Origin of the sequence: Nostoc cycadae WK-1 (genome assembly GCF_002897135.1) — a bacterium.
Classification (GTDB): Bacteria; Cyanobacteriota; Cyanobacteriia; order Cyanobacteriales; family Nostocaceae; genus Nostoc_B.
Genome location: NZ_DF978421.1, coordinates 311,480 through 336,438, shown reverse-complemented (window position 1 = coordinate 336,438; position 24,959 = coordinate 311,480). Strand labels below are relative to the sequence as shown.

Annotated in this window: 22 protein-coding genes; 6 read left to right on the top strand and 16 right to left on the bottom strand. The window is 39.9% G+C overall.

The features are described 5' to 3' along the window. The first annotated feature begins 3 nt into the window (after nt 1-3). A complete protein-coding gene (locus NCWK1_RS01345) occupies nt 4-999 on the top strand; it encodes a transposase (RefSeq protein ID WP_103123442.1) in 996 nt (331 codons plus the stop codon). A 70-nt stretch (nt 1,000-1,069) separates the two neighbouring features. On the opposite strand, the gene NCWK1_RS01340 is transcribed toward NCWK1_RS01345, so the two are convergent. Next, a complete protein-coding gene (locus NCWK1_RS01340) occupies nt 1,070-2,017 on the bottom strand; it encodes an ADP-ribosylglycohydrolase family protein (RefSeq protein WP_103123441.1) in 948 nt (315 codons plus the stop codon). A gap of 431 nt (nt 2,018-2,448) precedes the next feature. Here NCWK1_RS01340 and NCWK1_RS01335 point away from each other — a divergent pair, with 431 nt between their 5' ends. Both NCWK1_RS01335 and sir read left to right on the top strand, forming a co-directional pair. After that, nucleotides 2,449-2,985, top strand: coding sequence for a porin family protein (locus NCWK1_RS01335; protein ID WP_096582049.1), 537 nt, complete (start codon nt 2,449-2,451; stop codon nt 2,983-2,985). A 448-nt stretch (nt 2,986-3,433) separates the two neighbouring features. Beyond that, nucleotides 3,434-5,401: a sulfite reductase, ferredoxin dependent gene (sir, locus tag NCWK1_RS01330; RefSeq protein WP_103123440.1), complete on the top strand. Its 1,968-nt coding sequence runs from the start codon at nt 3,434-3,436 to the stop codon at nt 5,399-5,401. 342 nt (nt 5,402-5,743) lie between these two features. Here sir and NCWK1_RS01325 read toward each other — a convergent pair whose 3' ends face one another. Next, nucleotides 5,744-6,541, bottom strand: a complete 798-nt coding sequence (locus NCWK1_RS01325; RefSeq protein ID WP_096582055.1) for a hypothetical protein — start codon at nt 6,539-6,541, stop codon at nt 5,744-5,746. A gap of 529 nt (nt 6,542-7,070) precedes the next feature. On the opposite strand from NCWK1_RS01325, the gene NCWK1_RS01320 reads away from it, so the two are divergent. Next, entirely contained in the window at nt 7,071-7,253 is a 183-nt protein-coding gene (locus tag NCWK1_RS01320; protein ID WP_096582057.1) for a CsbD family protein, read from the top strand. Between the two features lie 149 nt (nt 7,254-7,402). Here NCWK1_RS01320 and NCWK1_RS01315 read toward each other — a convergent pair whose 3' ends face one another. The 5 genes from NCWK1_RS01315 to arsB form a co-directional block, all read right to left on the bottom strand. Beyond that, complete coding sequence (locus NCWK1_RS01315) at nt 7,403-7,675, bottom strand: GlsB/YeaQ/YmgE family stress response membrane protein (RefSeq protein WP_096582059.1); 273 nt, start codon at nt 7,673-7,675, stop codon at nt 7,403-7,405. A gap of 141 nt (nt 7,676-7,816) precedes the next feature. After that, a complete protein-coding gene (locus NCWK1_RS01310; protein ID WP_096582061.1) occupies nt 7,817-8,428 on the bottom strand; it encodes a hypothetical protein in 612 nt (203 codons plus the stop codon). A 144-nt stretch (nt 8,429-8,572) separates the two neighbouring features. Next, complete coding sequence (gene arsH, locus NCWK1_RS01305; protein WP_103123439.1) at nt 8,573-9,226, bottom strand: arsenical resistance protein ArsH; 654 nt, start codon at nt 9,224-9,226, stop codon at nt 8,573-8,575. 18 nt (nt 9,227-9,244) lie between these two features. After that, nucleotides 9,245-9,643 carry an arsenate reductase, glutathione/glutaredoxin type gene (gene arsC / locus NCWK1_RS01300; protein ID WP_103123438.1) on the bottom strand — a complete coding sequence of 133 codons (399 nt, stop codon included), beginning with the start codon at nt 9,641-9,643 and terminating at the stop codon, nt 9,245-9,247. Between the two features lie 27 nt (nt 9,644-9,670). Next, nucleotides 9,671-10,738 carry an ACR3 family arsenite efflux transporter gene (arsB, locus tag NCWK1_RS01295; RefSeq protein WP_103123437.1) on the bottom strand — a complete coding sequence of 356 codons (1,068 nt, stop codon included), beginning with the start codon at nt 10,736-10,738 and terminating at the stop codon, nt 9,671-9,673. Nucleotides 10,739-11,050: 312 nt separating this feature from the next. Here arsB and NCWK1_RS01285 point away from each other — a divergent pair, with 312 nt between their 5' ends. Next, nucleotides 11,051-11,488, top strand: a complete 438-nt coding sequence (locus tag NCWK1_RS01285; RefSeq protein ID WP_096585489.1) for a biotin carboxylase — start codon at nt 11,051-11,053, stop codon at nt 11,486-11,488. Between the two features lie 79 nt (nt 11,489-11,567). On the opposite strand, the gene NCWK1_RS01280 is transcribed toward NCWK1_RS01285, so the two are convergent. From NCWK1_RS01280 to upp, 3 genes are all read right to left on the bottom strand, one after another. Beyond that, on the bottom strand, nt 11,568-11,843 hold the full coding sequence (locus NCWK1_RS01280) for a YggT family protein (protein ID WP_096582069.1): 276 nt from the start codon (nt 11,841-11,843) through the stop codon (nt 11,568-11,570). Between the two features lie 159 nt (nt 11,844-12,002). Then, a complete protein-coding gene (locus NCWK1_RS01275) occupies nt 12,003-12,347 on the bottom strand; it encodes a ssl2009 family thylakoid membrane protein (RefSeq protein ID WP_096582071.1) in 345 nt (114 codons plus the stop codon). A 77-nt stretch (nt 12,348-12,424) separates the two neighbouring features. Beyond that, nucleotides 12,425-13,075 carry a uracil phosphoribosyltransferase gene (gene upp, locus NCWK1_RS01270; RefSeq protein WP_096582073.1) on the bottom strand — a complete coding sequence of 217 codons (651 nt, stop codon included), beginning with the start codon at nt 13,073-13,075 and terminating at the stop codon, nt 12,425-12,427. A gap of 398 nt (nt 13,076-13,473) precedes the next feature. Between upp and crtH the strand changes: the two genes are divergently transcribed. After that, nucleotides 13,474-14,982 carry a carotenoid isomerase gene (gene crtH, locus NCWK1_RS01265; protein WP_103123435.1) on the top strand — a complete coding sequence of 503 codons (1,509 nt, stop codon included), beginning with the start codon at nt 13,474-13,476 and terminating at the stop codon, nt 14,980-14,982. A gap of 72 nt (nt 14,983-15,054) precedes the next feature. Here the strand turns inward: crtH and NCWK1_RS01260 are convergent, their stop codons facing one another. The 6 genes from NCWK1_RS01260 to NCWK1_RS01235 all read right to left on the bottom strand — a co-directional run bounded on the left by NCWK1_RS01260 (nt 15,055) and on the right by NCWK1_RS01235 (nt 24,891). Continuing rightward, nucleotides 15,055-16,383 carry a hybrid sensor histidine kinase/response regulator gene (locus NCWK1_RS01260; protein ID WP_103123434.1) on the bottom strand — a complete coding sequence of 443 codons (1,329 nt, stop codon included), beginning with the start codon at nt 16,381-16,383 and terminating at the stop codon, nt 15,055-15,057. Nucleotides 16,384-16,388: 5 nt separating this feature from the next. Further along, nucleotides 16,389-19,385 carry a PAS domain-containing hybrid sensor histidine kinase/response regulator gene (locus tag NCWK1_RS01255; protein WP_103123433.1) on the bottom strand — a complete coding sequence of 999 codons (2,997 nt, stop codon included), beginning with the start codon at nt 19,383-19,385 and terminating at the stop codon, nt 16,389-16,391. Between the two features lie 320 nt (nt 19,386-19,705). Continuing rightward, nucleotides 19,706-20,881: a formate-dependent phosphoribosylglycinamide formyltransferase gene (gene purT, locus NCWK1_RS01250; RefSeq protein WP_096582081.1), complete on the bottom strand. Its 1,176-nt coding sequence runs from the start codon at nt 20,879-20,881 to the stop codon at nt 19,706-19,708. A gap of 50 nt (nt 20,882-20,931) precedes the next feature. Next, nucleotides 20,932-21,429, bottom strand: a complete 498-nt coding sequence (locus tag NCWK1_RS01245; RefSeq protein ID WP_103123432.1) for a pentapeptide repeat-containing protein — start codon at nt 21,427-21,429, stop codon at nt 20,932-20,934. 18 nt (nt 21,430-21,447) lie between these two features. Beyond that, nucleotides 21,448-22,668, bottom strand: coding sequence for a sensor histidine kinase (locus NCWK1_RS01240; RefSeq protein ID WP_103123431.1), 1,221 nt, complete (start codon nt 22,666-22,668; stop codon nt 21,448-21,450). Nucleotides 22,669-22,962: 294 nt separating this feature from the next. After that, nucleotides 22,963-24,891: an ABC-F family ATP-binding cassette domain-containing protein gene (locus NCWK1_RS01235; RefSeq protein WP_096582087.1), complete on the bottom strand. Its 1,929-nt coding sequence runs from the start codon at nt 24,889-24,891 to the stop codon at nt 22,963-22,965. Nucleotides 24,892-24,959 lie beyond the last annotated feature (68 nt).

Genomic DNA, 24,959 nt, shown 5'->3' with positions numbered 1-24,959 from the left:
ACCGTGAGAAAACTAACAGATTCAGATAAACAAGAAATTCTTAAGTTATATCGAGAGACTGCTGAAACGACATCGACTTTAGCAGAACGCTATGACGTGAGTAACTCAACAATTAGTCGCTTGCTCAAAAGTACCTTACCAGAGGATGAGTACGAATACCTAGTTTCTTTGAAACGGGCTGCTCGCACTCCTGAAGGTAGGGCGCAGGTAAACTATGAGCAATTGCCTTTGTTGATTAACAAAGAGCCGGAAATAGAACTTCCTCAAAGCGAAAGCAAACCTTTAGAGTTGCCCAAGCTCAAATTGCAGGAGACAATCATTGAGACAGAACAAGAACCAGACGAAGATTCAGAGGACTCAAATTCCGCTATTAGAAGAGTACGGCGACGTTCTTCAGCGCCAACAGAAAAACCAAAGCCACGATTAGTTAGAAAAATAGACATTCCGCCAGAACAACCACCGGAAATTCCTAGCATTCCTAGTCCAATATTGGATGAGGAACGGCCAAAAGTTGCTGCTTTCGCCGAAATGCTGGGCGAAGAATTGCTGGATGACTCTGAAGATTTAGATGATTTAGATGATTTAGATGACGACGATTTAGATGATGAAGATTATGAGGAGGATGAAGATGACTTTGAAGAATCAAGACCTTTAGTTACTAGACGCAGGTTAGGTGAAGCACCAGTTCAAGTTTTACCATTGTCGGCAGCCAATTTGCCAAGAACTTGTTATTTGGTAATTGACCGTTCAGCAGAGCTAATTACCCGGCCACTCAAGGACTTTGGTGATTTGGGGCAAATTCCGACTCTAGAAACTCAGCAAAGAACTTTACCAATCTTTGATAACCACCGCGTGGCCAAGCGTTTTTCAACAAAGCGCGATCGCGTGATTAAAGTTCCTGATAGTAGAATGCTCCATAAGGCTCGGACTCATCTCCAAGCCAAAGGCATTACCAGACTGTTAATTGATGGTCAAGTTTACTCTTTGTCTGCCCTTTAATTAAAAGGCAGGAGGCAGGAGGCAGGAGGAATGAACACTATTTACTTACCTGTTCCCTGTCACCTGTTCCCTAATTGTGAGTGTACACAGCTAAATTAAACCGCTTCGCTAAATTCACGATGTCTTGTTTGCGAGCAACTTGATTCACCCATAGTTGAGGTATACCCTCAATACCGTAATAAATTCCTGCTAACCCACCAGTCACAGCCGCAGTTGTATCTGTGTGTCCACCTAAATTAACAGCTTTTAATACTGCTTCTGCATAAGACGCGCTATTTAACAAACACCATAACGATGCTTCTAGTGTGTCAATGACATAGCCACCAGATTTAATCTCTTCAATTGGTAAGCTGGCTATTTCACCACTAAATACTCTTGCAAAATAGGGCATTTCTTCTAGGAATTGTGGTGCAGAATAAATAGGTTGAATTTTCTCTAAGCCTTGAGTGTAAGCTGTGGGCAAGTCAGCACCTTGCAGTAGTTCAATGGCGATACTAGTATAAATGCCGCAGGCCATTTGCGATCGCACATGAGCATGAGTAATACAAGACACCTGATGCACTCGTGAAATCAATTCCGGGAAATCTAAGGTTTCATAGCAATAAGCCATTGGTAAAATTCTCATCAAAGAACCATTACCATTGCTCATTTCGCTGGTTCCCCCAGCTTCTAAAGGTGGAACTCCTTGGTTAATCCGCATAATAGCTGCATGGGTACTCTGACCAATACCAAAGATTTCCCCCCTAGGAGTCCAGTAAGCTTGCTTGTACCACCGCCAGAACGACAAAGCTATATCATCTAAGGAATATCCGCGACAAAGGTTTTCTGCCAAGCAAAACGTTAAGGAGCTATCATCTGACCAAGTTCCAGGCGGTTGATGCCATGTGCCGTAACCTAGCATCTTCGTGACTGGGAATTTCATTCGTTCAGCGCGGCTAGTAAACTCCACAGGGACACCCAAGGCATCACCGACACATAAACCCATCAAACCAGACAACGTTTGTGTAGCGGTTAGCATTATGCCATCTCCACGAAAAACGCCAAAATTTCACAGCCAGAATACAGTTAGCCCAATAGGGACTGAATTCTGATTAATTAACTTTATATATTTCTGCCATAGCTTATTGCTATTACCGTTACAGGCAATTGTCATGTCTTAGTGAAAATTTCCAAATCATCAAATTTGCATAATTCATGCTAAAAAAAATCAATTTTTATCTCTAGAATGTGACAGTTCTTCAAGCGCCTACTCTAGATAAATGTCCGGTTTAGATCAGAATTGCTGCGTATATCTGAAAATTTTATGCAAAATCAAAGAGTAAATTTACTATCAACTCTTCGGCATCAATAACAACAATAACTTCATAGATATTGAAAATTATCTGGAACCTTTTTACACAACTTTCGACCTAGTATATAACAGCAAAAATTCAAAAGATTGGCAAAAATATGAAACGTTTACTTCAGTCTTTCGTGGCAATTTCTACATTGTCTTCTTTAGTGATTGCGCCTCTTGTAATGAACGCTGGTCAAGCTGCTGCTGAACAGAAAAAAGGTACTGATGCTAGTTATGTTGGTGCGGGTGTTGCAGCTGGCGTTACCAACGGCGGACTCAACAATGATGCCGCTAATTTTGGCGGTAATCTCACAGGTAGAGTGAAATTAGGAAGCCTCCCGATTTCTGCACGCGGTAATGTTCTCTGGAATGATAAGACGAGTACTATCATCCCAGAAGTTTCTTTAGACGTGCCAATTGCTAATAGAACTAACGCCTTTATCACTGGTGGCTATTCTTTTCTGGATAAAGATGGTTCACCTAGTCCTTTAGGTAATCGAGATGCAGTAGTAGTAGGTGCTGGTGTGGAATCAGAAGTTGCTAATAACTTCCTCATCTATACAAATGCCAAAGTTGGACTACGTGCTTATCAAAATAGTCCGGCTTCTGCTGTTAGCATCAATGGTGGTATTGGTTATCGCTTTAAATAACTTGCTCTGTCACAAGTTAGAATTTAATTTTTACGTAGGCACAATTTTTCTGATTAATTCTCACATTTTTAGATGTTCGGCAATCGAAAGACATCAACAGGTAAAGATAATAATTTGTAATTCTTTTGCCTTTTGTTGATTAGCTATGAAGTAAATTGGTGGAATTGCAGCCCAATATGATGAATGGTGTTGTTGAACTTTGAATGTTGATGGAAGATCAGACTTTATCGGTAAAAGTCAACGAAAACCAACAAACTTTAAGTTGATTTATACCACCTACTTATATATGCTGGTTTTGTTAAGTGTAAAACTATCGACAAAGCCGGCTTTTTGCCGTGTTACAATTGTCGTATTCCTCATATTTCCGACCGGATTACCGGGAATCAATGAGCCAATAACTTAGCTTTGGCTTTCATCCTTGCTTTATTGAGAATACTATACAACTCTCATGGTTAAATCTGCTCCTCCCTCACCTACCAGCCGTAAGCCCTCAAAAGTAGAAGGCATCAAAGAACATAGTAATTTTTTGCGTGAACCTGTAGCAACGCAGATCCTTGAGGATACTACTCATTTTACTGAAGATGCGATCCAAATCCTCAAGTTTCATGGCTCCTACCAGCAGGATAACCGCGATAATCGCGTGAAGGGACAGGAGAAAGATTACCAATTTATGCTGCGGACAAAGAATCCTGGTGGGTTCGTACCGCCGCAACTATATTTGGCTTTAGATCAGCTGGCTGATGAATATGGCAACCATACATTAAGGGCGACCACTCGTCAGGGTTTCCAAGTGCATGGAATTTTAAAAAAGAACCTCAAAGCCGCCATTGCGACTATTGTCAAAAATCTCGGTTCGACTTTGGGCGCTTGTGGTGACATTAATCGTAACGTTATGGCTCCACCAGTTCCCTTCAAAAATCGCCCTGAATATAAGTATGCTTGGGAATATGCCCAAAATATTGCTGATTTGCTCTCACCCCAAACTGGTGCTTATTACGAAATTTGGCTGGATGGGGAAAAAGCCATCAGTGCGGAAGAAGATCCAGCGGTGAAGGCGGCGCGGCAAAGTAATGGTACTGGCACGATTGTTCATGACAGCGAAGAACCGCTGTATGGTACTTACTATATGCCCCGGAAATTCAAAGTTTCTGTGACAGTACCGGGAGATAATTCCATTGATTTATATTCCCAAGACTTGACTTTGGTCGTGATTACCAATTCTCAAGGGGAACTGGAAGGATTTGATGTTTTTGCAGGTGGTGGTTTAGGCAGAACCCACAATAAAGAAGAAACATTTGCCAGATTAGCAGACCCGATTTGCTATGTAGACAAAGCAGATGTTTACGAAATTGTCAAGGCAATTGTGGCTACTCAACGAGATTATGGCGATCGCACTGAACGCCGTCACGCTCGTTTAAAATACTTAATCAATGATTGGGGTGTAGATCGATTCCGCGCCAAAGTTGAAGAATATTTTGGTAAACCAGTCGCCCCCTTCAAACCATTGCCAGAACTTAAATATGAGGATTTCCTCGGCTGGCAAGAACAAGGTGATGGCAAGTTATTTTTAGGTATTTCCATCGACAATGGTCGCGTCAAGAATGAAGGTTCCTTACAACTCAAAACCGCCTTGCGGGAAATTGTCGAAAAATTTCACCTACCTATCCGCCTGACACCCCACCAAAACCTGATTTTCTGCGATATTGACCCAAAAAACAAATCAGCCATTCAAGAGATTCTTGACCGTTGCGGTGTCGTTTCTAACCCCGATGAAATCGAACCGTTAGTTCGTTATGCAATGGCTTGCCCAGCTTTGCCTACCTGCGGTTTGGCTATCACAGAATCAGAACGGGCAATACCAGGGATTTTACAACGCATTCGGGCGCTGTTAAATCAAGTTGGTTTACAAAATGAACATTTTGTGGTAAGAATGACAGGCTGTCCCAACGGCTGCGCTCGTCCTTACATGGCAGAATTGGGTTTTGTGGGTAGTGGCCCAGAATCTTATCAAGTGTGGTTGGGAGGTTCACCAGATCAAACAAGATTGGCGCAACCCATTGTAGAAAAGTTACACGACAATGACATAGAAAGTTTCCTAGAGCCGATTTTTGTTTACTTCCAGAAGTCACGGGAAGCGGATGAAAGCTTTGGGGATTTTTGTTCACGGGTTGGTTTTGATGCTATTCGAGAATTTGCGGCTCAGTACCAGCCTGAAGCTGTCGCCGTCACTACACCAGAAACACCACTTCAAGTAGTCACAACTAAAAAGAAAGCTGCACCAAGTAGATCACGTCCTCGGATTAGTCTTTATGACGAGGTTTACAGCAAGTTGAAGGAAACTGCTACGAGTCAAGGTAAATCTATGACGGAAGTAGTCAATGAAGCGTTGAAAATTTACTTGCAGATAGATAACTAACATCTGAGTTCAAAAGTAGAGATGCGCTATTGTGTGTCTCTACTTTTACGGTTTATTTGTGAGGCTGTTCCAAATCATAGTTTTTTTCAACGCAAAGTGGCGCGGTGAACCAGCGCTACGGGAGGGTCTCCCTCCGCAGGCGACTGGTGAACCCGAAGGGAGGTTAGCGCAGAGGTACGTAGAGGTTTTTTTATGAAATACAGGACTTACGCAAAATTATGAAAAAACAAACCGCAAAGGACGCATAGACACGAAGTGGCTTCCCGAAGGGTAGGACACGAAGTAAAGAGGATTCGAGAGGGTTCTTACGTAAGTCCTAAAATAATTAACTTGAGTTCAGGATTACTCGATTTCTTCACAGCGAATCAACAAGGTTTCCATCGCTTCTGCGAGAGAGATTAAATCTATCCAAGAAGAACCAGTGACTAAATTTTGCGCGTGCGCTAATCGGTTGCGTAACTGTTCAGCAGATTTTAAGAAGCGTTCGCCAAACCGCTTTGACTTTAATTCTAGTTGCTGAAGTAGTTCTGGTTGGTTTAAAACTAATTCTCGTTTGTCACAAAACTGGAGATAATCTAATAAGTCTGTGGCTTCGTTTCTTTCTTGACTTTCTCGCCACAGATGTTTAGCAATTTCTATCCGTTCTGGTTTGAGGAATTTCTGCCAAGAATCTTGAGGATAATACAGTCTCACTAGCCGTAGGAGATTCATTTCTAGCAGTGTCACCAAGCCAAACAGAAGCATTCGCACTGGTGCTTTTTGTAAGTCGCCACAAGTCACAATTCCACTAACTTGATTGCAATCTAAGACAAATAAGCGAGGAGTTTGTCGCAAAATAGGCAGTAACTTCATAAGTGGGGTGGAAATGGCTATCAGTTCTTGGGAATGAAACACCCGTTGATAATCACCGCATCTGCCGGATTTTACCTGGATTAAACTAGAGCGTTCAACATAACCAGTGATATTGTCTTCCGTTTCAATGCCGACAACATCAAAATCTTTTGCCTGCATCCACTGTAATACCTCTGCTACCTCAGCTTGGGATGACACAGCTTTGAGAGGTTCTGCCACATATTCGATTGTAATGTTGTTTTCAAACAAACTCCGCAGGTCTTGCGATCGCGATTTTAGGTGTTTCATCTGCCTTTAGCCATAAGACATCAGCAGGATAAGTATTTCACTTTCAGCTACTTTCTGTCAGTGCAAGCTGAGAACTAATCCTCTGATATTCATCTGTGCAGAAGTTTAACGGAAAATTCCCCACAATGCGATCGCATCATTCAGCATAAATGTCTGATGATTTTCTCACAAGCGATCGTACTTTAAAATCAAGTTTTATAAAACTGTCCTAATTGTTATGCAAAATTATTTACGCCCTCATACCATTTCACTAAATAAATGATACGAATAATTTCTCCTCCGCCCCTCTGCCCCCCTGCGGTCTATTTGTATCAAACTTAAAGTGAAACGGTATTACATCTGTATTTGTATCATTCATAAAGTGAAATCGTATGACCTGTATTCTTTTTTCTATTCCATACCAGTACTTCTGTATATATCTGTCTAAAGATATCCATGATGATTAACTGTTCTCTCTATTGATAGATAAATAAACTTAGGTGATCCTGGTATGTTTTTCCTTAGTTTAGAAATAGTCGAGGTAAAAAATATGAGTATTGAAAATAGAGTAGAAGCCACTGCAAAAAATATTGAAGGCAAAGTGCAAGAAGTAATTGGTGAAGTTACAGGAAATCCCTCAGATAAAGCTGAAGGTAAAGCTAAACAAGCAGAGGCGCAAGTAATTCACACCACAGAAAATATCAAAGATGAACTTAAAAAAGCTATAGATTAGTTACAAAACTCTCACAAAATAAACTAACTATAACTGTAGCCTCAAGGTTATATCTTTATACAGAATACTCCACTTTGAATAAAAGTGGAGTATTTATATTTATGGGCAATAGTAACAATAAAATCAACCTAACCATAATTTTTATTCGACTAATAACTAGCGCGATTAGTTAGCAAACTCCAGATAAAAATAGCGATAATTGCACCAATAATGGCAACAATTATTCCCGGAATGCTCAGGGTTGCCGCTGTGAATTGTAACCTGCCTGTTTCTAAAAGGGTAACGATAGTTCCGCCAATTAATGCACCGATGATTCCTAAAACCATAGTTGCCAGAATGCCACCACCTTGACGACCAGGATAAATAGCTTTAGCTATGGCTCCAGCAATCAGACCGAGGATGATCCAAGCAATAATATTCATAATTAGTTTTGCAAAGATTATGCCAGTATCTTATTAAGACCTACCTGCTTTTCCGTCTACCTCAAGAAATAAGTATTATGGCAATAAGTAGGGTGGCAGAATTTCTCTGTATTCGATAAATACAATGCAAAATCTATACTATTAATATTTTTGAGTTTGAGGCCAACGCCAGTTATAGCGGTTCCAGTCGTAGATACCTTGAATTTCAAATTCGGAACCGTTAGGGAAACGAATAATGCAATTTTGAGGAGATTTGTTAGCATTGCTGATTTCATCGACCTGAATCACTATGCAGAGAATCCATTCCCGTTTACAAGGGCCATCTTCTTGCACCCATTCCCATAGAGCATTGGAAACCTCAATGCGATCGCCTACTCTTAACTTCAGTGCATCCTCAAAGTCAGCATATTTGTCAAAATGATATGACTCAACGCGATTCAACCATTGCAAACCATAGCGATCTCGGATAAATTGTACTGCACCTGAGTCTTGGTTGTGCAGCCAATCATTTAACAATTGCACTTTCCATGTGCGGTTTTGTTGTTCTTCGGTTTTGACAAACTTTAAAAATGCTAATAGTTCTTCTGAGTCTAATTCGTCTAAAGGGTTAGCAATATCGTATGTGGAATCTTGGGGAATTTGCTTGACTACTTGCAGTAATATCTGTTTCTGCGTCTCAGAGAGAGGACAGCTGGCTACATCACAACGCTTAAAGGCTGTTTGCAATGCTGTTTTAATCTCATCTGGGTTCATAGGTCGTCAATAGCAATTTAGGGGTTATGTCTCTAATTATTACAAAATCCCTAGTTAGACAGTAAACGGCAATAGTCTTATTCCCTATTGCCTATTTAATTGTGAATTCTCTCATAACAGAGATGCGATCGCCAAAATTTGATTTTAATTAACTTTCAAGGCTTTGTTCGCCACTTCAATTACTTCTTTTGCAGCTTTCTCCTTGCGTTCACTGTAGCGATCAGTCAGGTAATCTACCTTGTCTCGTAACAACAAAGTAAACTTATAAAGTTCTTCCATCACATCCACAACGCGATCTCGGTAAGGCGAATCTTTCATACTGCCATCTTCGTTAAACTCTTGATATGCTTTCGCCACTGAAGATTGATTAGGAATAGTGAACATCCGCATCCATCGCCCCAAAATTCTTAATGTATTCACGGCGTTGAAAGATTGGGAACCACCACTGACTTGCATAACCGCCAAAGTTCTACCTTGCGTCGGGCGTACGGCTCCAATACTCAGAGGAATCCAATCAATTTGGTTTTTCATAATCCCAGAAATCTGACCGTGTAACTCCGGGCTAGACCAAACTTGTCCTTCCGACCACAAACTTAATTCCCGCAATTCCTGAACTTTGGGATGGGTGTCAGGGACACTACCGTAGATTGGAAGTTCTCTGGGGTCAAAAAACTTCACCTCTGCACCAAATTCTGCAATGATGCGGGCGGCTTCTTCGGCTAACAGGCGGCTGTAGGAACGCTCGCGCAACGAGCCATATAAAAACAAAATTCTGGGGGGATGGTCGAATGTTGTCATAGATGGAAATAAATAAGTTTATGCTTGATTCACAGATTCGATTAATTGCGCCACCCGTTCTTTAATTTCATCGCGCACTCTAGGGAAAATTTCAGGCTGTTCTGCGGGATCATCTAACTGCCAATCTTCAAATACTTCGCGCACCAACCATTCCGGCGGTAAATTCACACCACAACCACACAGAGAAATCACTACATCAAAGTCTTCGGCTTGAAAATCACTTAGTGCTTTGGAATGTTGATCGGTAATATCAATACCAATTTCTTGCATAACTGCGATCGCTTCTGGTCTAACTTGACTCGCCTCTAACCCGGAACTAGTTACGGCTATTTTTCCTTTACCTAGGGTTTTAGCAAAACCCTCCGCCATTTGCGAACGAGCCGAATTCTTTTTGCAGACAAACATTACACGTTTCATGGTTAACTCCTCTAAAATTTTGTTAAATTACAAACTTCGAGATTCAGGTGTTGCGAAATAACGTTTCTGGAGCCAGAAGGCAACATTAACGAGACCAATCAACACAGGTACTTCCACCAAGGGGCCAACGACCGCTGCAAAAGCTACACCAGAATTAATCCCAAAGACGGCAATGGCCACTGCGATCGCCAATTCAAAATTATTCCCTGCGGCGGTAAACGCTACACTGGCGGCTCTGGAATAATCAGTCTTGATTCGCCAAGCCATATAAAAGCTCACTAAAAACATCACGATAAAGTAAATGATTAGTGGGATAGCAATTTTCACCACATCCAAAGGAATCTGAACAATTAAATTCCCTTTCAAGCTGAACATCACCACGATTGTAAATAGCAAAGCAATCAGCGTAATCGGGCTAATTTTTGGCACAAATTCTTCGTGATACCAACGTTTACTTTTTGCCTTCACTAAAAAGTAACGAGTGAAAAATCCAGCTATAAAAGGAATACCGAGATAGATAAACACACTTTGGGCAATCTCAGCAATACTGACATTCACGACACTGCCTTGTAACCCAAACAATGGTGGCAACACACTAATAAAAAACCACGCATAAGGACTGTAGAAAATGACCTGAAAAATGCTATTAAAAGCCACTAATCCAGCCGTATACTCTGTATTTCCGCGTGCTAAGTCACTCCATACAACTACCATTGCAATACAACGGGCTAGTCCAATTAAAATCAACCCCGTCATATATTCTGGATAACCTCGTAAAAAGGTAATTGCCAGAACAAACATCAGGAGTGGCCCAATAATCCAATTCTGAACTAGAGACACACCGAGAATCTTGCCATTGCGAAATACATCCCCTAATTCCTCATACCGCACTTTGGCTAAGGGCGGATACATCATCAAAATTAAGCCAATGGCAATAGGTATATTAGTTGTTCCGACTTGAAATTGATGAATAAATGCTTCGATGCTCGGCAAAAAATAACCTAAGCAAACCCCAACACCCATTGCCAAAAAAATCCATAATGTCAGGTAGCGGTCAAGAAAAGAAAGTTGTTTAGAGATGGTGTTCGTTGTCATCTATCTCTTTGCAGCGTGTTGTAATTAAGTTTGTCTATCCCTCATATCAAGAAAACTTGATGTGTTAGGGTATTGTCAACTGGAAAATACAAAAATTCATCAAAAAAACTTGATGGGTTATCTAACGATAAATTAAAGTCTGCAATCTCTTGGTTATGAAATTCAGGTAAGCTGAGGTTAAAAATAGTGCTGAGTGTTAAGTGATGACAAGAAATCTTTAGCGCTAAGTTCACTCAGCGTAATTTGTTACCTTTGTGAAATATGCAAAAACAACACAGCAAAGCATTTTTATTGAATTTCCCAACTTTGGTTATGCAGCACTACTCAAAACTGATTCAGATAATTTTTACTTTCTGTCTAATCACGTTTCTATCATGGGTGATAACTCCCACAGCCGAAGCTCTAACACAGATTAGACTATTTGACATTTCTTATAAAGATTGTCCCCCAGAACTGGCTCAGGGGGCGGTTACTAGTAGTGGTAGTGCAGCGGCTAATTGCTTTATTGTCACAGGTAAGGCAGAAAATGGCACTTACAAAACTGTATACGATGCAGATATCTATGGTCGGATCTATGATGCTAACAATGACTCAGTAATGCAAAACCGCACCCGTCTTGGTTCTATAGCCGAAGTTCCACCAGGGACTAGCGATTTTGAACTCAGAATTTCTGTACCTGCAAATCAGCCATTACCTTTGCAGCTAAAGCAATTTAAAGCATCGGGATTTAGTAGCCAAGTCCGAAGATGAGTGTTGAGTGACTACGGCTAAAAATAAAAAGTCTGGGTCGGTGAACCCAGACTTCAAACTAGTAACTTCTAACTGATAGTTATGCAAAGACTTGCAGACCACCAGCCAGACTACCTACTACTTGGCCTACTACTTGCAGTAATAAAATCGCCAACATGGGAGAAATATCAATACCGCCCAAGGGGGGGATGATAGAACGGAATACATTGAGATATGGGTCAGTAATTTGGCTTAAAGCAGAAAAAGGCTGATTGTACCAATTGATGGTGGGGAACCAAGTCAAGAGAACTCTGATGAATAGTAGAGCAGTATAAAGCTGTATGAAGGTATTGAGAGTGCTAATCAGTAAATACATGGATTTTTCGGTTTCCTGCTAAGTTTCACAAGCGGTCTTATAGTTGATTTTAGTTTAGTCGTTGTCATACTGTCTGCGAATCAGTGTCTATTTTGACCACGACTAGCAGTTACCGGAATTTCCGATGAGTCTGAAAGCGAAAACTAACTTGAGGAAGGCTTACTCTTGTATTGAGGAGCGATCGCTCACGCCTTGACTAGCATTACCGTTAACATCACCCAATTGTTTTCTCACCTCATCAATTGTGGCGTTTAACTGAGCAATTTTATCTTCTAGCGATCGCCTAGCCGTTTCCATTTCCAAATCACCAGTTTCTGAGGCTCTCATCCGCCGTTTTGTGGAGTTTTTTTTCGGTTCTACAGCACCATTGCTCAGTTCAGCTTCTTCTTCTGTTGATTCGAGGTCGAGGCGAGAAGTAATTACAGCCCCCAAAACGCCCCCAACTAAGCCACCAAAAAGCGCCCCTGCTAAAAAACCACTAGCAAAACCATCACGCTGACTCATAACTTTACCGCCTTGAAGCAACCTTACAATCTTTAATATTGTGTTGAGCGATTTTCTTTGCCTAGCTGCATAGTAGCTTAAGTACCAAAAATGCGATCGCCAGCATCTCCTAATCCCGGTACAATAAAACCGCGATCGTTCACTGTTTCATCAATAGTTGCAGTGTAAATTATTAAACTTGGATAAGCCGCACTCAGTTTCTGCAATGCTGGTGGAGCCGCTACCACACTGACAATTCGCGTCAACGCCGGATCAATCCCCCGTTGTGTTAATTCTGCCATTGCCCTCATAATCGAGCCACCTGTTGCTAACATCGGGTCTGTGATTAACACTCTTGTTTGTGGATCAAATTTTTCTGGCAATTTGTTCAAGTAACATCGAGCTTCCAGCGTCTCTTCATCCCGCACTAAGCCTAAATGATAAATCGAAGCCAAAGGTAGCAAAGTTTGTGCGCCTTCTAATAATCCTAATCCCGCCCGTAGAATCGGCACCACAGCCACAGGCACTTCTGGATTAATAAAAGTTGCTGGACAAGAGTCTAAAGGACTTTGCACCGTCGCCTCTATCGTCGGTAGCCACTCTCGCGCCGCTTCGTAAGTTAGCCATCTACCTAACTCAGTTATCGCACTACGAAATAATACTGAAGGTGTAGCAGCATCACGGGCAACTGCCAACCAGTGCTTAATTAAGGGATGGGGAGGAACGTAAACACGCAGTTGTACCGTCATAGCTGGAAATTAGCACTTTTGATTTTATAGGAACTGAAACCTCATCATACTCTTTCCTGCGTATGGCTGATAGCCAAAATCAACACACCAAAAATTATTGAAAATCTTTTTCATTAATAGTTGACATAGATTCTCAATCACAGTTATATTATTAATCAGTGTTCTCCTCTCTTTAAGGATCGGCAGACGGGATTAGCCAGCAGTAGCAGGCTTGTCCCTCTTTTTTTGTGTATTGGTCATTAGTCGTTAGTTATTGGTACTTTGTTAGAGTTTTAGGCATAGAAACACAGCCCATTCCAGATATAAGTAAAAAGATTAAACTTTCTCAACGGAAATTAGGCTATTTTGTATTTTGTATTTTGTCACACCAATAACCAATAAAAAAGGACAAATGACCAATGACAAATGACAATTTTGTGTTTGACGCAATTATCATTGGTTCGGGAATGGGGGGTTTGGTAACAGCCACTCAACTAGCAGCCAAAGGCGCTAAAGTCTTGGTGCTAGAACGTTATCTAATTCCCGGTGGTAGTGCGGGCTATTTTGAAAATCACGGTTATCGCTTTGATGTCGGAGCTTCAATGATTTTCGGCTTGGGGAAAAACGGCACAACTAACTTGTTAACTCGCGCCCTGGATGCTGTAAATGTTGATCTAAAAACAATACCCGACCCAGTACAGATTCATTATCATCTTCCCGATAAATTAGACATTAAAGTTGACCGGGATTATGAGAAATTTTTGCAAAATCTTACTGCTTACTTTCCTCAAGAAGCAAGAGGCATTCGGCGTTTTTATAACGAATGTTGGCAAGTTTTTAATTGCCTGAACAGTATGGATTTATTGTCGCTAGAAGAACCTCGGTATCTCATGCGGATGTTTTTCCAGCATCCTTTAGCGTGTCTTGGTTTACTTAAGTATCTACCAAAAAATGTCGGAGATGTAGCGCGACGTTATATTAAAGACCCCCTATTATTAAAATTTATTGATATGGAATGTTATTGCTGGTCAGTAGTACCAGCGAACATGACACCAATGATTAATGCAGGTATGGTCTTTTCTGATAGACATTATGGTGGTGTCAATTATCCTCAAGGCGGAGTAGGAATAATTGCTCAAAAACTAGTAGAGGGTTTAAAAAAAGTTGGCGGTCAGATTCAGTATCAAGCTAGGGTCAAAAAAATTATTATAGAAAAGGGATGTGCTGTCGGCGTAGAACTAGCTAACGGTCAAATTTATCGAGGTAAACGCATAGTTTCTAACGCTACACGCTGGGATACCTTTGGTAAATTAATTCCTGTAGATAAAATACCCAATAATGAGAAAATATGGCAACAAAGTTATGAAAAATCACCCAGTTTTTTGAGTTTACATATAGGTGTCAAAAGTTCAATTTTACCCAATGACACAGAATGCCATCATATTCTGTTAGAAGATTGGGCGAAAATGACAACAGCAGAAGGCACAATTTTTGTTTCAATTCCCACATTACTTGACCCAGATTTAGCACCAGAGGGACATCATATCATTCATGCCTTTACACCTCACTGGATTGATGGTTGGCTAGGTCTGTCGGCAAATAGATATGAAGCGAAGAAAGAAGCCGCAGCTTGGCGAATTATTGAGCGACTAGAAAATATTTTTCCTGGGTTAGATGCAGGGTTAGATTACCTAGCCGTAGGCACACCCCGCACTCATCGTCGTTTCTTAGGACGAGAAGATGGCACTTATGGGCCAATTCCCCGACGTAAATTGTGGGGATTGTTAGGAATGCCATTTAATCGCACAGCTATTCAGGGACTTTATTGTGTTGGTGATAGCACTTTTCCTGGTCAAGGGTTGAATGCTGTGGCCTTTTCTGGTTTTGCTTGCGCTCATCGCATCGCTGTAGATTTGGGAATTGGTTAATAGTCAATGGTCAATGGTCATTTGTCATTTGTTGCCTGTTCACTCTCACCTGCGATACTCAGCACTTTCAACTCAGGCGACTTGAGACACACGTTGTTGGATGGGAATTTTGACTATAAATTCTGTGCCATTTCCAGGAATGGATTTGCAGGTAATATTACCACCGTGCTTGTCTACAACAATTTGGTGGCTGATAGACAAACCTAATCCCGTCCCTTTACCCGTAGGTTTAGTTGTAAAGAAAGGTTCAAATAATTTTGCTTGAACTTCTGGCGGAATTCCTGGGCCGTTGTCAGTAATATGAATAGCAACCCATTCATCACTAATCATGTTTGTATGAATTTCAATGCGGCTGGGTTTTTGGTGAATTTCTGCCAAAGAACGCTGTTGGTCGTATTCATCTAAGGCATCAATAGCGTTAGATAAAAGATTCATAAAAACTTGGTTAATTTGCACCGCATAGCATTCCACTGGCGGTAACAGACCATAATCTTTAATTACTTCGATTTTGAAACTGTCCGTTTTTTGTTTCAGACGATAATTTAAAATTGTTAGCGTGCCATCAAGACATTCATGAATATCTGTCTCGGTGAGGGTAGCATCGTCTGTACGCGAGAAAATTCGCATAGATTTGACAATTTCTCGAATTCGCCGTGCGCCAAAATTCATTGAGTTGAGCAATTTTAATAAATCGCTCTCAAGAAATTCTAGGTCTGTTAATTCTAATTCTGCTTGAATGCGAGGTGTAGGATTAGGATATTCAGCTTGATATAAATGTAGGATGTTGAGAACTTCTTGAGTATATTCATTGGCATGAACGAGATTGCCATAAATGAAGTTTACAGGGTTGTTAATCTCATGAGCAATTCCCGCTACCATCTGTCCTAAGCTAGAGAGTTTCTCACTTTGAATTAACTGAATTTGGACTTTTTTCAGTTCATCGTAAGCTTGACTAACCTCAGTAACTTTCTGCTCTAATAAGACATTTTTATGTTCTAATTTTACAGCTAAATCATGCAATTTTAAGTGCAGTTTTACTCGTGATAAGACTTCTTCTTGTTGAAAAGGTTTGGTGATATAGTCTACTGCACCAACTTTAAAACCTGTGATTTTGTTGGTTGTATCAGATAGTGCTGTCATAAAGATAACGGGAATATCTTGAGTTTTTGGGTCTGCTTTTAATAGACGACAGGTTTCAAATCCATCTATTTCTGGCATCATGACATCCAACAAAATTAAATTGGGTAGAGCATATTTGACTCGCTCTAGGGCGACTTTTCCAGATTTCGCTACCCATACTTCCAGACCTACCTGATCTAAAGCATCAGATAAGACACCTAAATTAGCAGAATTATCATCAACAATTAAAACTGTTGCCGTTTGTTCGACTGTAAAGCTCATAACGCTTACTTGTGAGAGTGAATTAATGCCAGAATTTCTTGGTCTTGAAAACCTTGTGCCAGTTGATGCAGCTGTTTGGTAAAGGGAATATATTTTTGATCGATTTGTGATATTAAGGCTGCTTGTTTTATAATTCCCTTAAAATTACCTTTCATTACTAACTCATAGAGAGTTTCTATCTCATTTTGAGGGGGTAATACTAGTTCAGCATTATCTATAATTAACTGGTTTTCGCTTGTTTGCTCTTCATACAGCCACTCTAAATCGAGATATTTCCGCAATTTTTGAAATAGCGCGATCGCCTGTACAGGTTTGGGGAGAAAATCATTACCACCAGCTTCGATGCTGCGATGTTGATCACTTTCAAACACGCTGGCTGAAGAAACAATAATGATGATGTGCTTAAAAGCTTCTGACTGACGAATGCGGTGAATTAACCCAAAACCATCAAGTTTTGGCATCAGCAAGTCAGTAATGACTAAATCCGGCTGAAATTCTGTGATTTTTTGCCAACCCTCTTCACCATCATTGGCTTCCGTCACTTCAAAACCGATGGGACTGAGCAAATTATGAATTACGGAGCGATTTTCCCATTTATCATCAACAACTAAAATCTTGGGTTGACGGTCTTTAATACCAATAATTTGCCCATAATCATCAGCTTGAGAAGTTTTTACCCACTCCTGAGCTTCTGGTAAGTCAACATCAAACCAGAAAATACTGCCAACGCCAATCTCACTTTGAACGTGAATGGTGCTGTCCATTAATTCAGCAATTCTTTGGCTAATGGCTAATCCTAATCCTGTACCTTCGATTTGTCGCCGCCTGTCACCTGTTTGCTCAAAGGGTTGAAAAATAGTTTGGAGTTTTTCTGGCGGGATACCAATTCCACTATCGCGGACTTCAAAGCGGATTTTGCCTTCAAAAGCATAGCTAATGGTAAAGGTGACTTGACCTGCATCGGTAAATTTGATGGCATTGCTCAGAAGGTTAATTAACACTTGTCGCAGACGTTTTTCGTCAGCACGGATACCAACTGGTAATTCACTAGCAAATTGATAACTAAATTGAATACCTTTGAGTTCTGCACGAATACGACACATTTCGGCGACACCTTGCAGAAAAGCAGGAAAGTGGAAATCACTACTCATCAGTTCCACTTTTTGGGCTTCGATTTTGGACAAATCAAGAATGTCGTTGATTAAGGTGAGCAAATGGGAACCGCACTGATAAATGACATCAATGCGCGATCGCTCTTCTTCGTTGAGATGTTTGGAACGCTGTAATATTTGGGCATAACCAAGAATGCCGTTCAGTGGTGTGCGTAACTCGTGGCTCATGTTAGCTAGGAATTCGCTTTTAGCATAGCTGGCGGCTTCTGCGGCTTCTTTAGCTTGAGCAAGGGCTATTTCAGCTTGTTTGCGATCGCTAATATTGCGTGTTATGGCAATGATACCCAGGATGTTGCCCTGATCATCCCGCCAAGGAGCCTTGGATGTTAAATAAGTTCCTCCACTTTTCCCATTCGATAGTTCTTCTTCGTAAGTTATACCAATACCTGTTTCAATAATCTGGCGGTCTTTTGCCATGATTTCACAAGCAACTTCAGGAGGAAAAACTTCCGTATCGTCTTTGCCAATGACTTCTTCAACAGTTCTACCCAGAAAGTTTGCAGAACCAGAGTTGAGGGTGAAATAAATTCCCTGATCATCTTTGACAACAATCAAGTCGGGTGTGCTTTCTAAAATTGAGCGCAGTAGTATATTGCTTTCTTGCAAGTCTTCTTCTGCTTGTTTGCGTAAGCGAAGCTCGGCGTAGACATCGCTAATGTTGCGTGTTGTGGCAATAATGCCGAGAATATTCCCGTGAGCATCTCGCCACGGAGCTTTAGAGGTGAGGAATGTGCTGAAGATTCCATCTTTAACAACCTCTTCCTCATAACTCTGTGGTTTGCCTGTAGCCATAATCTCACGGTCTTTTGCCATGATGGCTAGGGCCGCATCTAATGGCAAAACTTCCGTATCGTCTTTGCCAATAATCTCCTCAATTGGTCTACCTATGTAATTGGCTAAATTAGTGTTAAGAGCGACATGACGACCTTGGCAATCTTTGACAACGATAAAATCGGGAGTGCTTTCTAAAATCGAATTCAGTAGTATGTTGCTTTCCCGCAACTCTTCTTCGGCTTGTTTGCGATCGTGAATATCACTGCAAGTGCCAATCCATTCTCGGACACTACCATCAGCCGCTAATATGGGAACACCTCGCATCAAGATGTAACGATACTCACCATCATGTCGACGCAGTCGAAATTCTTGTTGATAGATAGTGCGTGTTTTCATCGCACTTTCCCATGCTTGTGTTGTCATTGGGCGATCATCAGGATGAATCGCATCTAACCATCCCCAATCTTGAGATTCAGCCGCGGTTTGACCAGTAAATTTATTCCAAGCTTGATTTTCGTAGGTTGTAACACCATCTAATGGAACTGTCCAAATCATCTCAGAAGTGGCAGTGCTGAGATATCGATAGCGTTCTTCACTGTGTTGGAGTGCGATTTCAGTTTGTTTGCGCTGAGTGATGTTTTGGGTAAACATCATAATGCCGCCAATTTCATCGTTTGCGAGATGCCAAGGACGAATTGACCAGCTTACCCATTCTACAGAACCATCGGCGCGGGGATAAGGGTCTTCTTCACGTTGAGCGATCGCACCTGCTAAACACTGTTGGTGAATTTGTTTCCATTCTGGGGGGACATCAGGAAAAATCTCGTAATGGGAGTGTCCAATAATATCTTTGGTTAAGTTATAGTCTTCTAGCCATTTATGACTTACAGCTAGATAACGCATATCGCAATCAAATATGACAATTCCTATCGGGGCATATTCAATTGATTGATGTAGAGCTTGTTCTAATAGATTGGAATTTCTCTCAGTTTCAGCTCCAATCCCCTGATAAGGTTGAGCGTTTTGGGGGTTGGTTGGCTCTGATATTTCGCTCATGCTTTTTGATTACTTATTCTCTTGCAAGTTTTCTGAGGGGATTCCACTCTTTAATGTGTGGTTTTATATTGGGAACTGGACTGGAGTCATTCACAAATCTACTTGAGATCCAGAATTCCCTAAAAATTTGGAAAACTAACAAAAAACTACGTTGAAATGAGTTTATTATAGTAATTTAATAAATTTACATATTTTGTGAAAAATATTCGTAAATAAAACATCCCTGACTTATTTGAAAAGCCAGGGATCTAATTCGCCAATTTTGAGAAATCAAATATGACTCAATATATAAACCCTATTACTGAAGTATTCTCTATTCTTTAAGTCGAGATTATTAGCACTTTATTAGCGGCTGTTATCGCTTTATCTCTTGCTTGTTGAACCGTCTCAGCTTTTGCTAAGGCCACACCCATCCGTCGATAAGGATGAGCCGACGGTTTACCAAATAATTTAATATCGACATCTTTTTCGGCTAAAGCTTCAGCAACTCCGATAAAAGAAATTGAATCTGATTTTTCAGAAGCTAAAATGACTGCACTAGCTGAAGGGCCAAGTTGTTCAATATGAGGAATCGGTAAGCCTAAAACAGCCCTTAAATGTAATTCAAATTCATTTAGGTTTTGGGAAATTAATGTCACCATACCCGTGTCATGAGGTCGAGGTGAAAGTTCAGAAAAAATTACTTCATCTTTGGTGATGAAAAATTCCACGCCGAAAATGCCTGCGCCGCCTAAAGCATCGGTAACTTTTTTAGCTATAGCTTGAGATTGTAATATTTTGTCTTCAGATATGTCTGCTGGTTGCCAAGACTCTTGATAATCACCTCTTTCTTGACGATGACCGATAGGCGAACAAAAGATTGTTGGCGCATTCCATTGTTTAATTGTCAGCAATGTAATTTCAATTTCAAAGTTGATAAATTCCTCAACAATGACTTTTTGACTATCGCCTCTGGAATTAGCGATCGCATAATTCCAAGCCTTTTCAACCTCATATTGATTTGCAACTACAGATTGACCTTTCCCAGATGATGACATTACAGGTTTCACCACATTCGGAAAGCCAATTTCTGACGAAATTGAGATTAATTCTTCTAGAGTTACTGCATAACCATATTTAGCCGTTCTAATGCCTAATTCTTTGTGTGCTAATTCCCGAATTCTGTCACGGTTCATTGTGTAGTTAGTCGCCGCCGCCGTCGGGATAACTGTAATACCTCTTTGTTCAAATTCTAGTAACTTCTCTGTTCTAATTGCTTCAATTTCTGGTATTATCAAATCAGGCTGGTATTTTGTAACTACCGCTTCTAAATCATCAGCACTCAGCATTGAAATGACTTCTGCACAATCAGCAACCTGCATAGCCGGAGCATTAACATAACGGTCAACAGCAATTACATAGTTACCCAGACGTTGAGCAGCAATTACAAATTCCTTGCCGAGTTCGCCTGAACCCAACAGCATCAGTTTTTTAGGTAACTTAATAGAATTACTCATCAATTTATCCAGAAAAATTTCAGTATCATCATCTTATAATTTTTCGGATTTCAATTCTCATTATTTGGATGAGTAAACTTAGCTCCCCGTAGTTTTAAATCTTGAGACTGTAGCTGAGTTAAACCGATACCTTGACCAAATTGACAACCTTCCACTAAAGCATCTAGCCAAATTGTTTCATTCAGTGTTGCACCTGTTAAATCAGCATCACGTAAGTCAGCTTTAGTAAAATTAACAAAGAGCAAGTCAGCATTAACTAAACTGCTACGTTGTAGATTAGCATAAGTTAAATTCCCTCTAATGAAATTTACCTCATCTAATACCAAATCAGACAAATCAGCACTAACTAAATTAGGAAATTTTAGCTGTTGAGGATTTTGAAAAAATCTCATTATACAAACTATATTTGCTTCATTCAATTTAACTTTAGTCAAAAATTCATAACGACCTATTCCTAACAATTTGAGAGTTTGTAGCCGTTGTTTAGGATTTTGTTCTAAAAACTGAATTGCATTTTTTCGTAATTTTTGAGTTGTTAAGTTAATCATTATATCAATAGATGATAACTATCTTCTTATCGGCAGTATTATATCGATTGTAGTACCTTGGTTAATCAAAGAAACACATTTAATTGAGCCACCATGTTGCTCGACAATAATTTGATGGCAAATAGATAAGCCTAAACCTGTTCCTTGACCAACAGGCTTAGTAGTAAAAAAAGGTTGAAAAATACTTTGGCAAATATTTTCATTCATACCACAACCATTATCAGTGAATGAAACTGTAATTTGATTGTCCTGAGATTGAATTGTCCGAATCCAAATAGTTAATGTTTCAGCTTTATTTTTATCAAGATTAGCTTCTTTTTGAATTAAAGCATCAAGCGCATTATTAATTATATTGAGAAATACTTGATTTAAAAGGCGAGGATTACAATAAATCTGAGGTATTTTGCCATAATCTTTAATTACTGAAATAGGTTCAATATGACTCACATAACGGTTAAGCCGATGCTGCAAAATGACAAGTGTGCTATCAATACATTGATGAATGTCAGCTTTTTTATAGTCAGATTCATTCAAACGTGAGAAACTAGAAAGTGATTCTACAATTTCACTAATGCGATTTGTACCATTCTCCATTGATTCCAGCAGCTTTGGCAAATCGAGATGGATAAAATTCAGGTCGCTTTTAGCAATAGCTTTGACGATTTTGAGATCTGGATTCGGATATACAGAAGCATAAGTTGTTAAAAGATTGAGTAAGTCATTAGTATATTGACGAAGATATTCTAAATTGCCATGAATAAAACTGACTGGATTATTAATTTCATGGGCAACTCCAGCTACCATTTTTCCCAAAGCTAACATAGTTTCGCGTTGAATTAATTGCATTTGAGATTGTTGAGTTGCTTTTAATTGAGATAAAGCTGATTCTGCGTTTTCTTTGGCTATACGATATTGTTCCTGTACTAGAAACAATCTTTTTAGTGTTTGGTAGTAAATAGTAACGCTAAACAAAACAAATAATGCGCCAAAAAAGAAAACCATACCAGTCAGTAATGGTATCCATTCAAACTGTCTCGTAATTGTTAAATAAATACATAACGAATAACCACCCAGAAAAAAAACCATGAGCGAAAACATAATTTGCCAACTGAGTTTATCTGGTTCTGTCTTGAAAAATGTGAGAATTTTTCGTGTTCTAAGAATAGATAGTCCCATGATTCCAGCACCCAAAGCAATCAGGGTGACAATCAAAGACAGAACAACTGGAGAACTTAACATGGTATTGAGCTAGGTTGAACGGTAAGATAGGCTGTAAACTATCACCAGGCACTTAGGGAAAAAGTCATTTTGATTTGACTGTATCGAAACAATTCAACTAATTGGCATGGAAGACACAATAGTTTAAAGCTTACTCGCTAAAGCATAAGATAAATTGTTGACTCAACATTGTAAGTAAACAATCTCTGGATAGCGGAATTCTAATCTAATCATAAAAATGCCCTTACCAAAGGGCAAGGGGTTACGCTCTCCACAACAAAAAATCAGAGAAACTTCAACAAAGCTTCATTAATTTCAAGATTCTATTTCGGCTAATTCTAACCAACGTTCGGTAGCTGTATCAATTGCTTTTTTAAGAGTTTCTACCTGCTCATATAGTTTTTGTACTTGGCTATAATTTCCTGGAGAAACTTTATTCATCGCTGTTTCTGCTTCAGCTTTTTCAGCTTCCAATTGAGAAATTTTAGCTTCTAATTGTTCAAATTCACGCTTTTGCCAATTAGATAGTCGGCGGCGTTTTTTGCTTTCAGAATCTTTAGGTTGAGTTGCTGATTGAACTTCAGAGTTTTTCGGTTTATCGTTATTTTTAGCTGTTTCTTGTTGTGCTGCTTCTTCAGCTTTTTTATAGTCGAGATAAACAGAATAATTACCAGGATATTGACGAAGATTACCGCCTTCCTCTAAAGCAAAAATTGTGTCAACGGTGCGATCTAAAAAGTAGCGATCGTGAGAAACTGCTATTACACTCCCAGAGAAATCTTCTAAATAATCTTCTAACACTGCCAATGTCTGCACATCTAAATCATTAGTAGGCTCGTCTAAAATTAAGACATTGGGCGCACTTATCAATATGCGTAGCAAAAATAAACGGCGTTTTTCTCCCCCAGAAAGTTTATGAATTGGTGCATACTGCTGGTTTCCAGGGAATAAAAACCTCTCTAACATTTGGGAAGCAGTTATTTTCGTCCCATCAGCAATTTGTACAAATTCACCTTCTTCTTTGATGTAGTCAATCACACGCTGATCTTCATTCAAAGCCGTGAGTAATTCTTCAGAATGTTGGTCAAAATAACCAATGTGAATCGTACCACCAATCTCTACGTTACCTGCATCAGGTTGTACTCGCCCGGTAATAATATTCATTAAGGTGGACTTACCAGCACCGTTACCGCCAATAATACCAATGCGGTCTTCTGGACTGAATTCGTAAGTAAAATCTTTAATCAGAGTTTTGTCATTATAAGCTTTAGAGATATTCTTCAAGTCAATAACTTTTTTGCCAATGCGGCGACTGACTGTAGAAATATCTACTTTACCTAAGCCTTGTTTAAACTCAGTTTCGCGCATAGCTTGGACACGCTGAATTCTGGCTTTTTGTTTTGTACTTCTGGCTTTAGGGCCACGCTTTAACCATTCTAATTCTCGTCGCAATACTCCTTGATGTTTGCGTTGAGTACTGGCGGCAGATTCTTCAGCTAAGGCTTTCTTTTCGAGGTAATATGAGTAGTTACCTGTATAAGTATAGATATCACCTCGGTCAATTTCGATGATGCGATTGGTGACTTTATCTAAGAAATAGCGATCGTGAGTAATTAATAATAATGCGCCGCGAAAGCGATTTAAATAACTTTGCAACCATTCTACAGATAGCGCATCAAGATGGTTTGTCGGCTCATCCATGAGCAAAACATCTGGTTCTGATAGTAATGCTGTTGCTAAGGCAATGCGTTTGCGGTATCCTCCAGATAAAGTGGCTATAGGTGCATCAAAATCGGCAATTCCTAATTTTGTGAGAATTATTTTAGCGTTGGTTTCGAGTTCCCATGCGCCTGTTGCGTCCATCCGTTGCATAATTGTAGATAGACGAGACATTAACTGAGTATCTTCGGGATCATGAGCGAGTTTATCTGATAATTCTTCATACTCACGCACAAGTTTCATTTGTTCGCCACTATCAGCAAAAACTTGCTCTAAAACTGTGCGATTTTCATCTAAATCGGGTTGCTGAGGTAAGTAGATGATTTTAGCACCAGAGCTAGTGATAATTTGCCCACTATCAACTGGTTCTAGTCCGGCAATCATTTTTAATAGAGTTGATTTACCAGAACCATTAGTACCAATTAAACCAACTTTATCATTAGCATCAATGCTAAAATTAGCGTCTTTTAATATTTCTTTGATGCCAAAATCTTTTTTAATAGATTGGAGTGTAATAATACTCATGATATATGGTGACTTATTATTTGTGAGAGTTAGTAGGTCAGGTTATTGCCTCACCTACATTTTCCCAG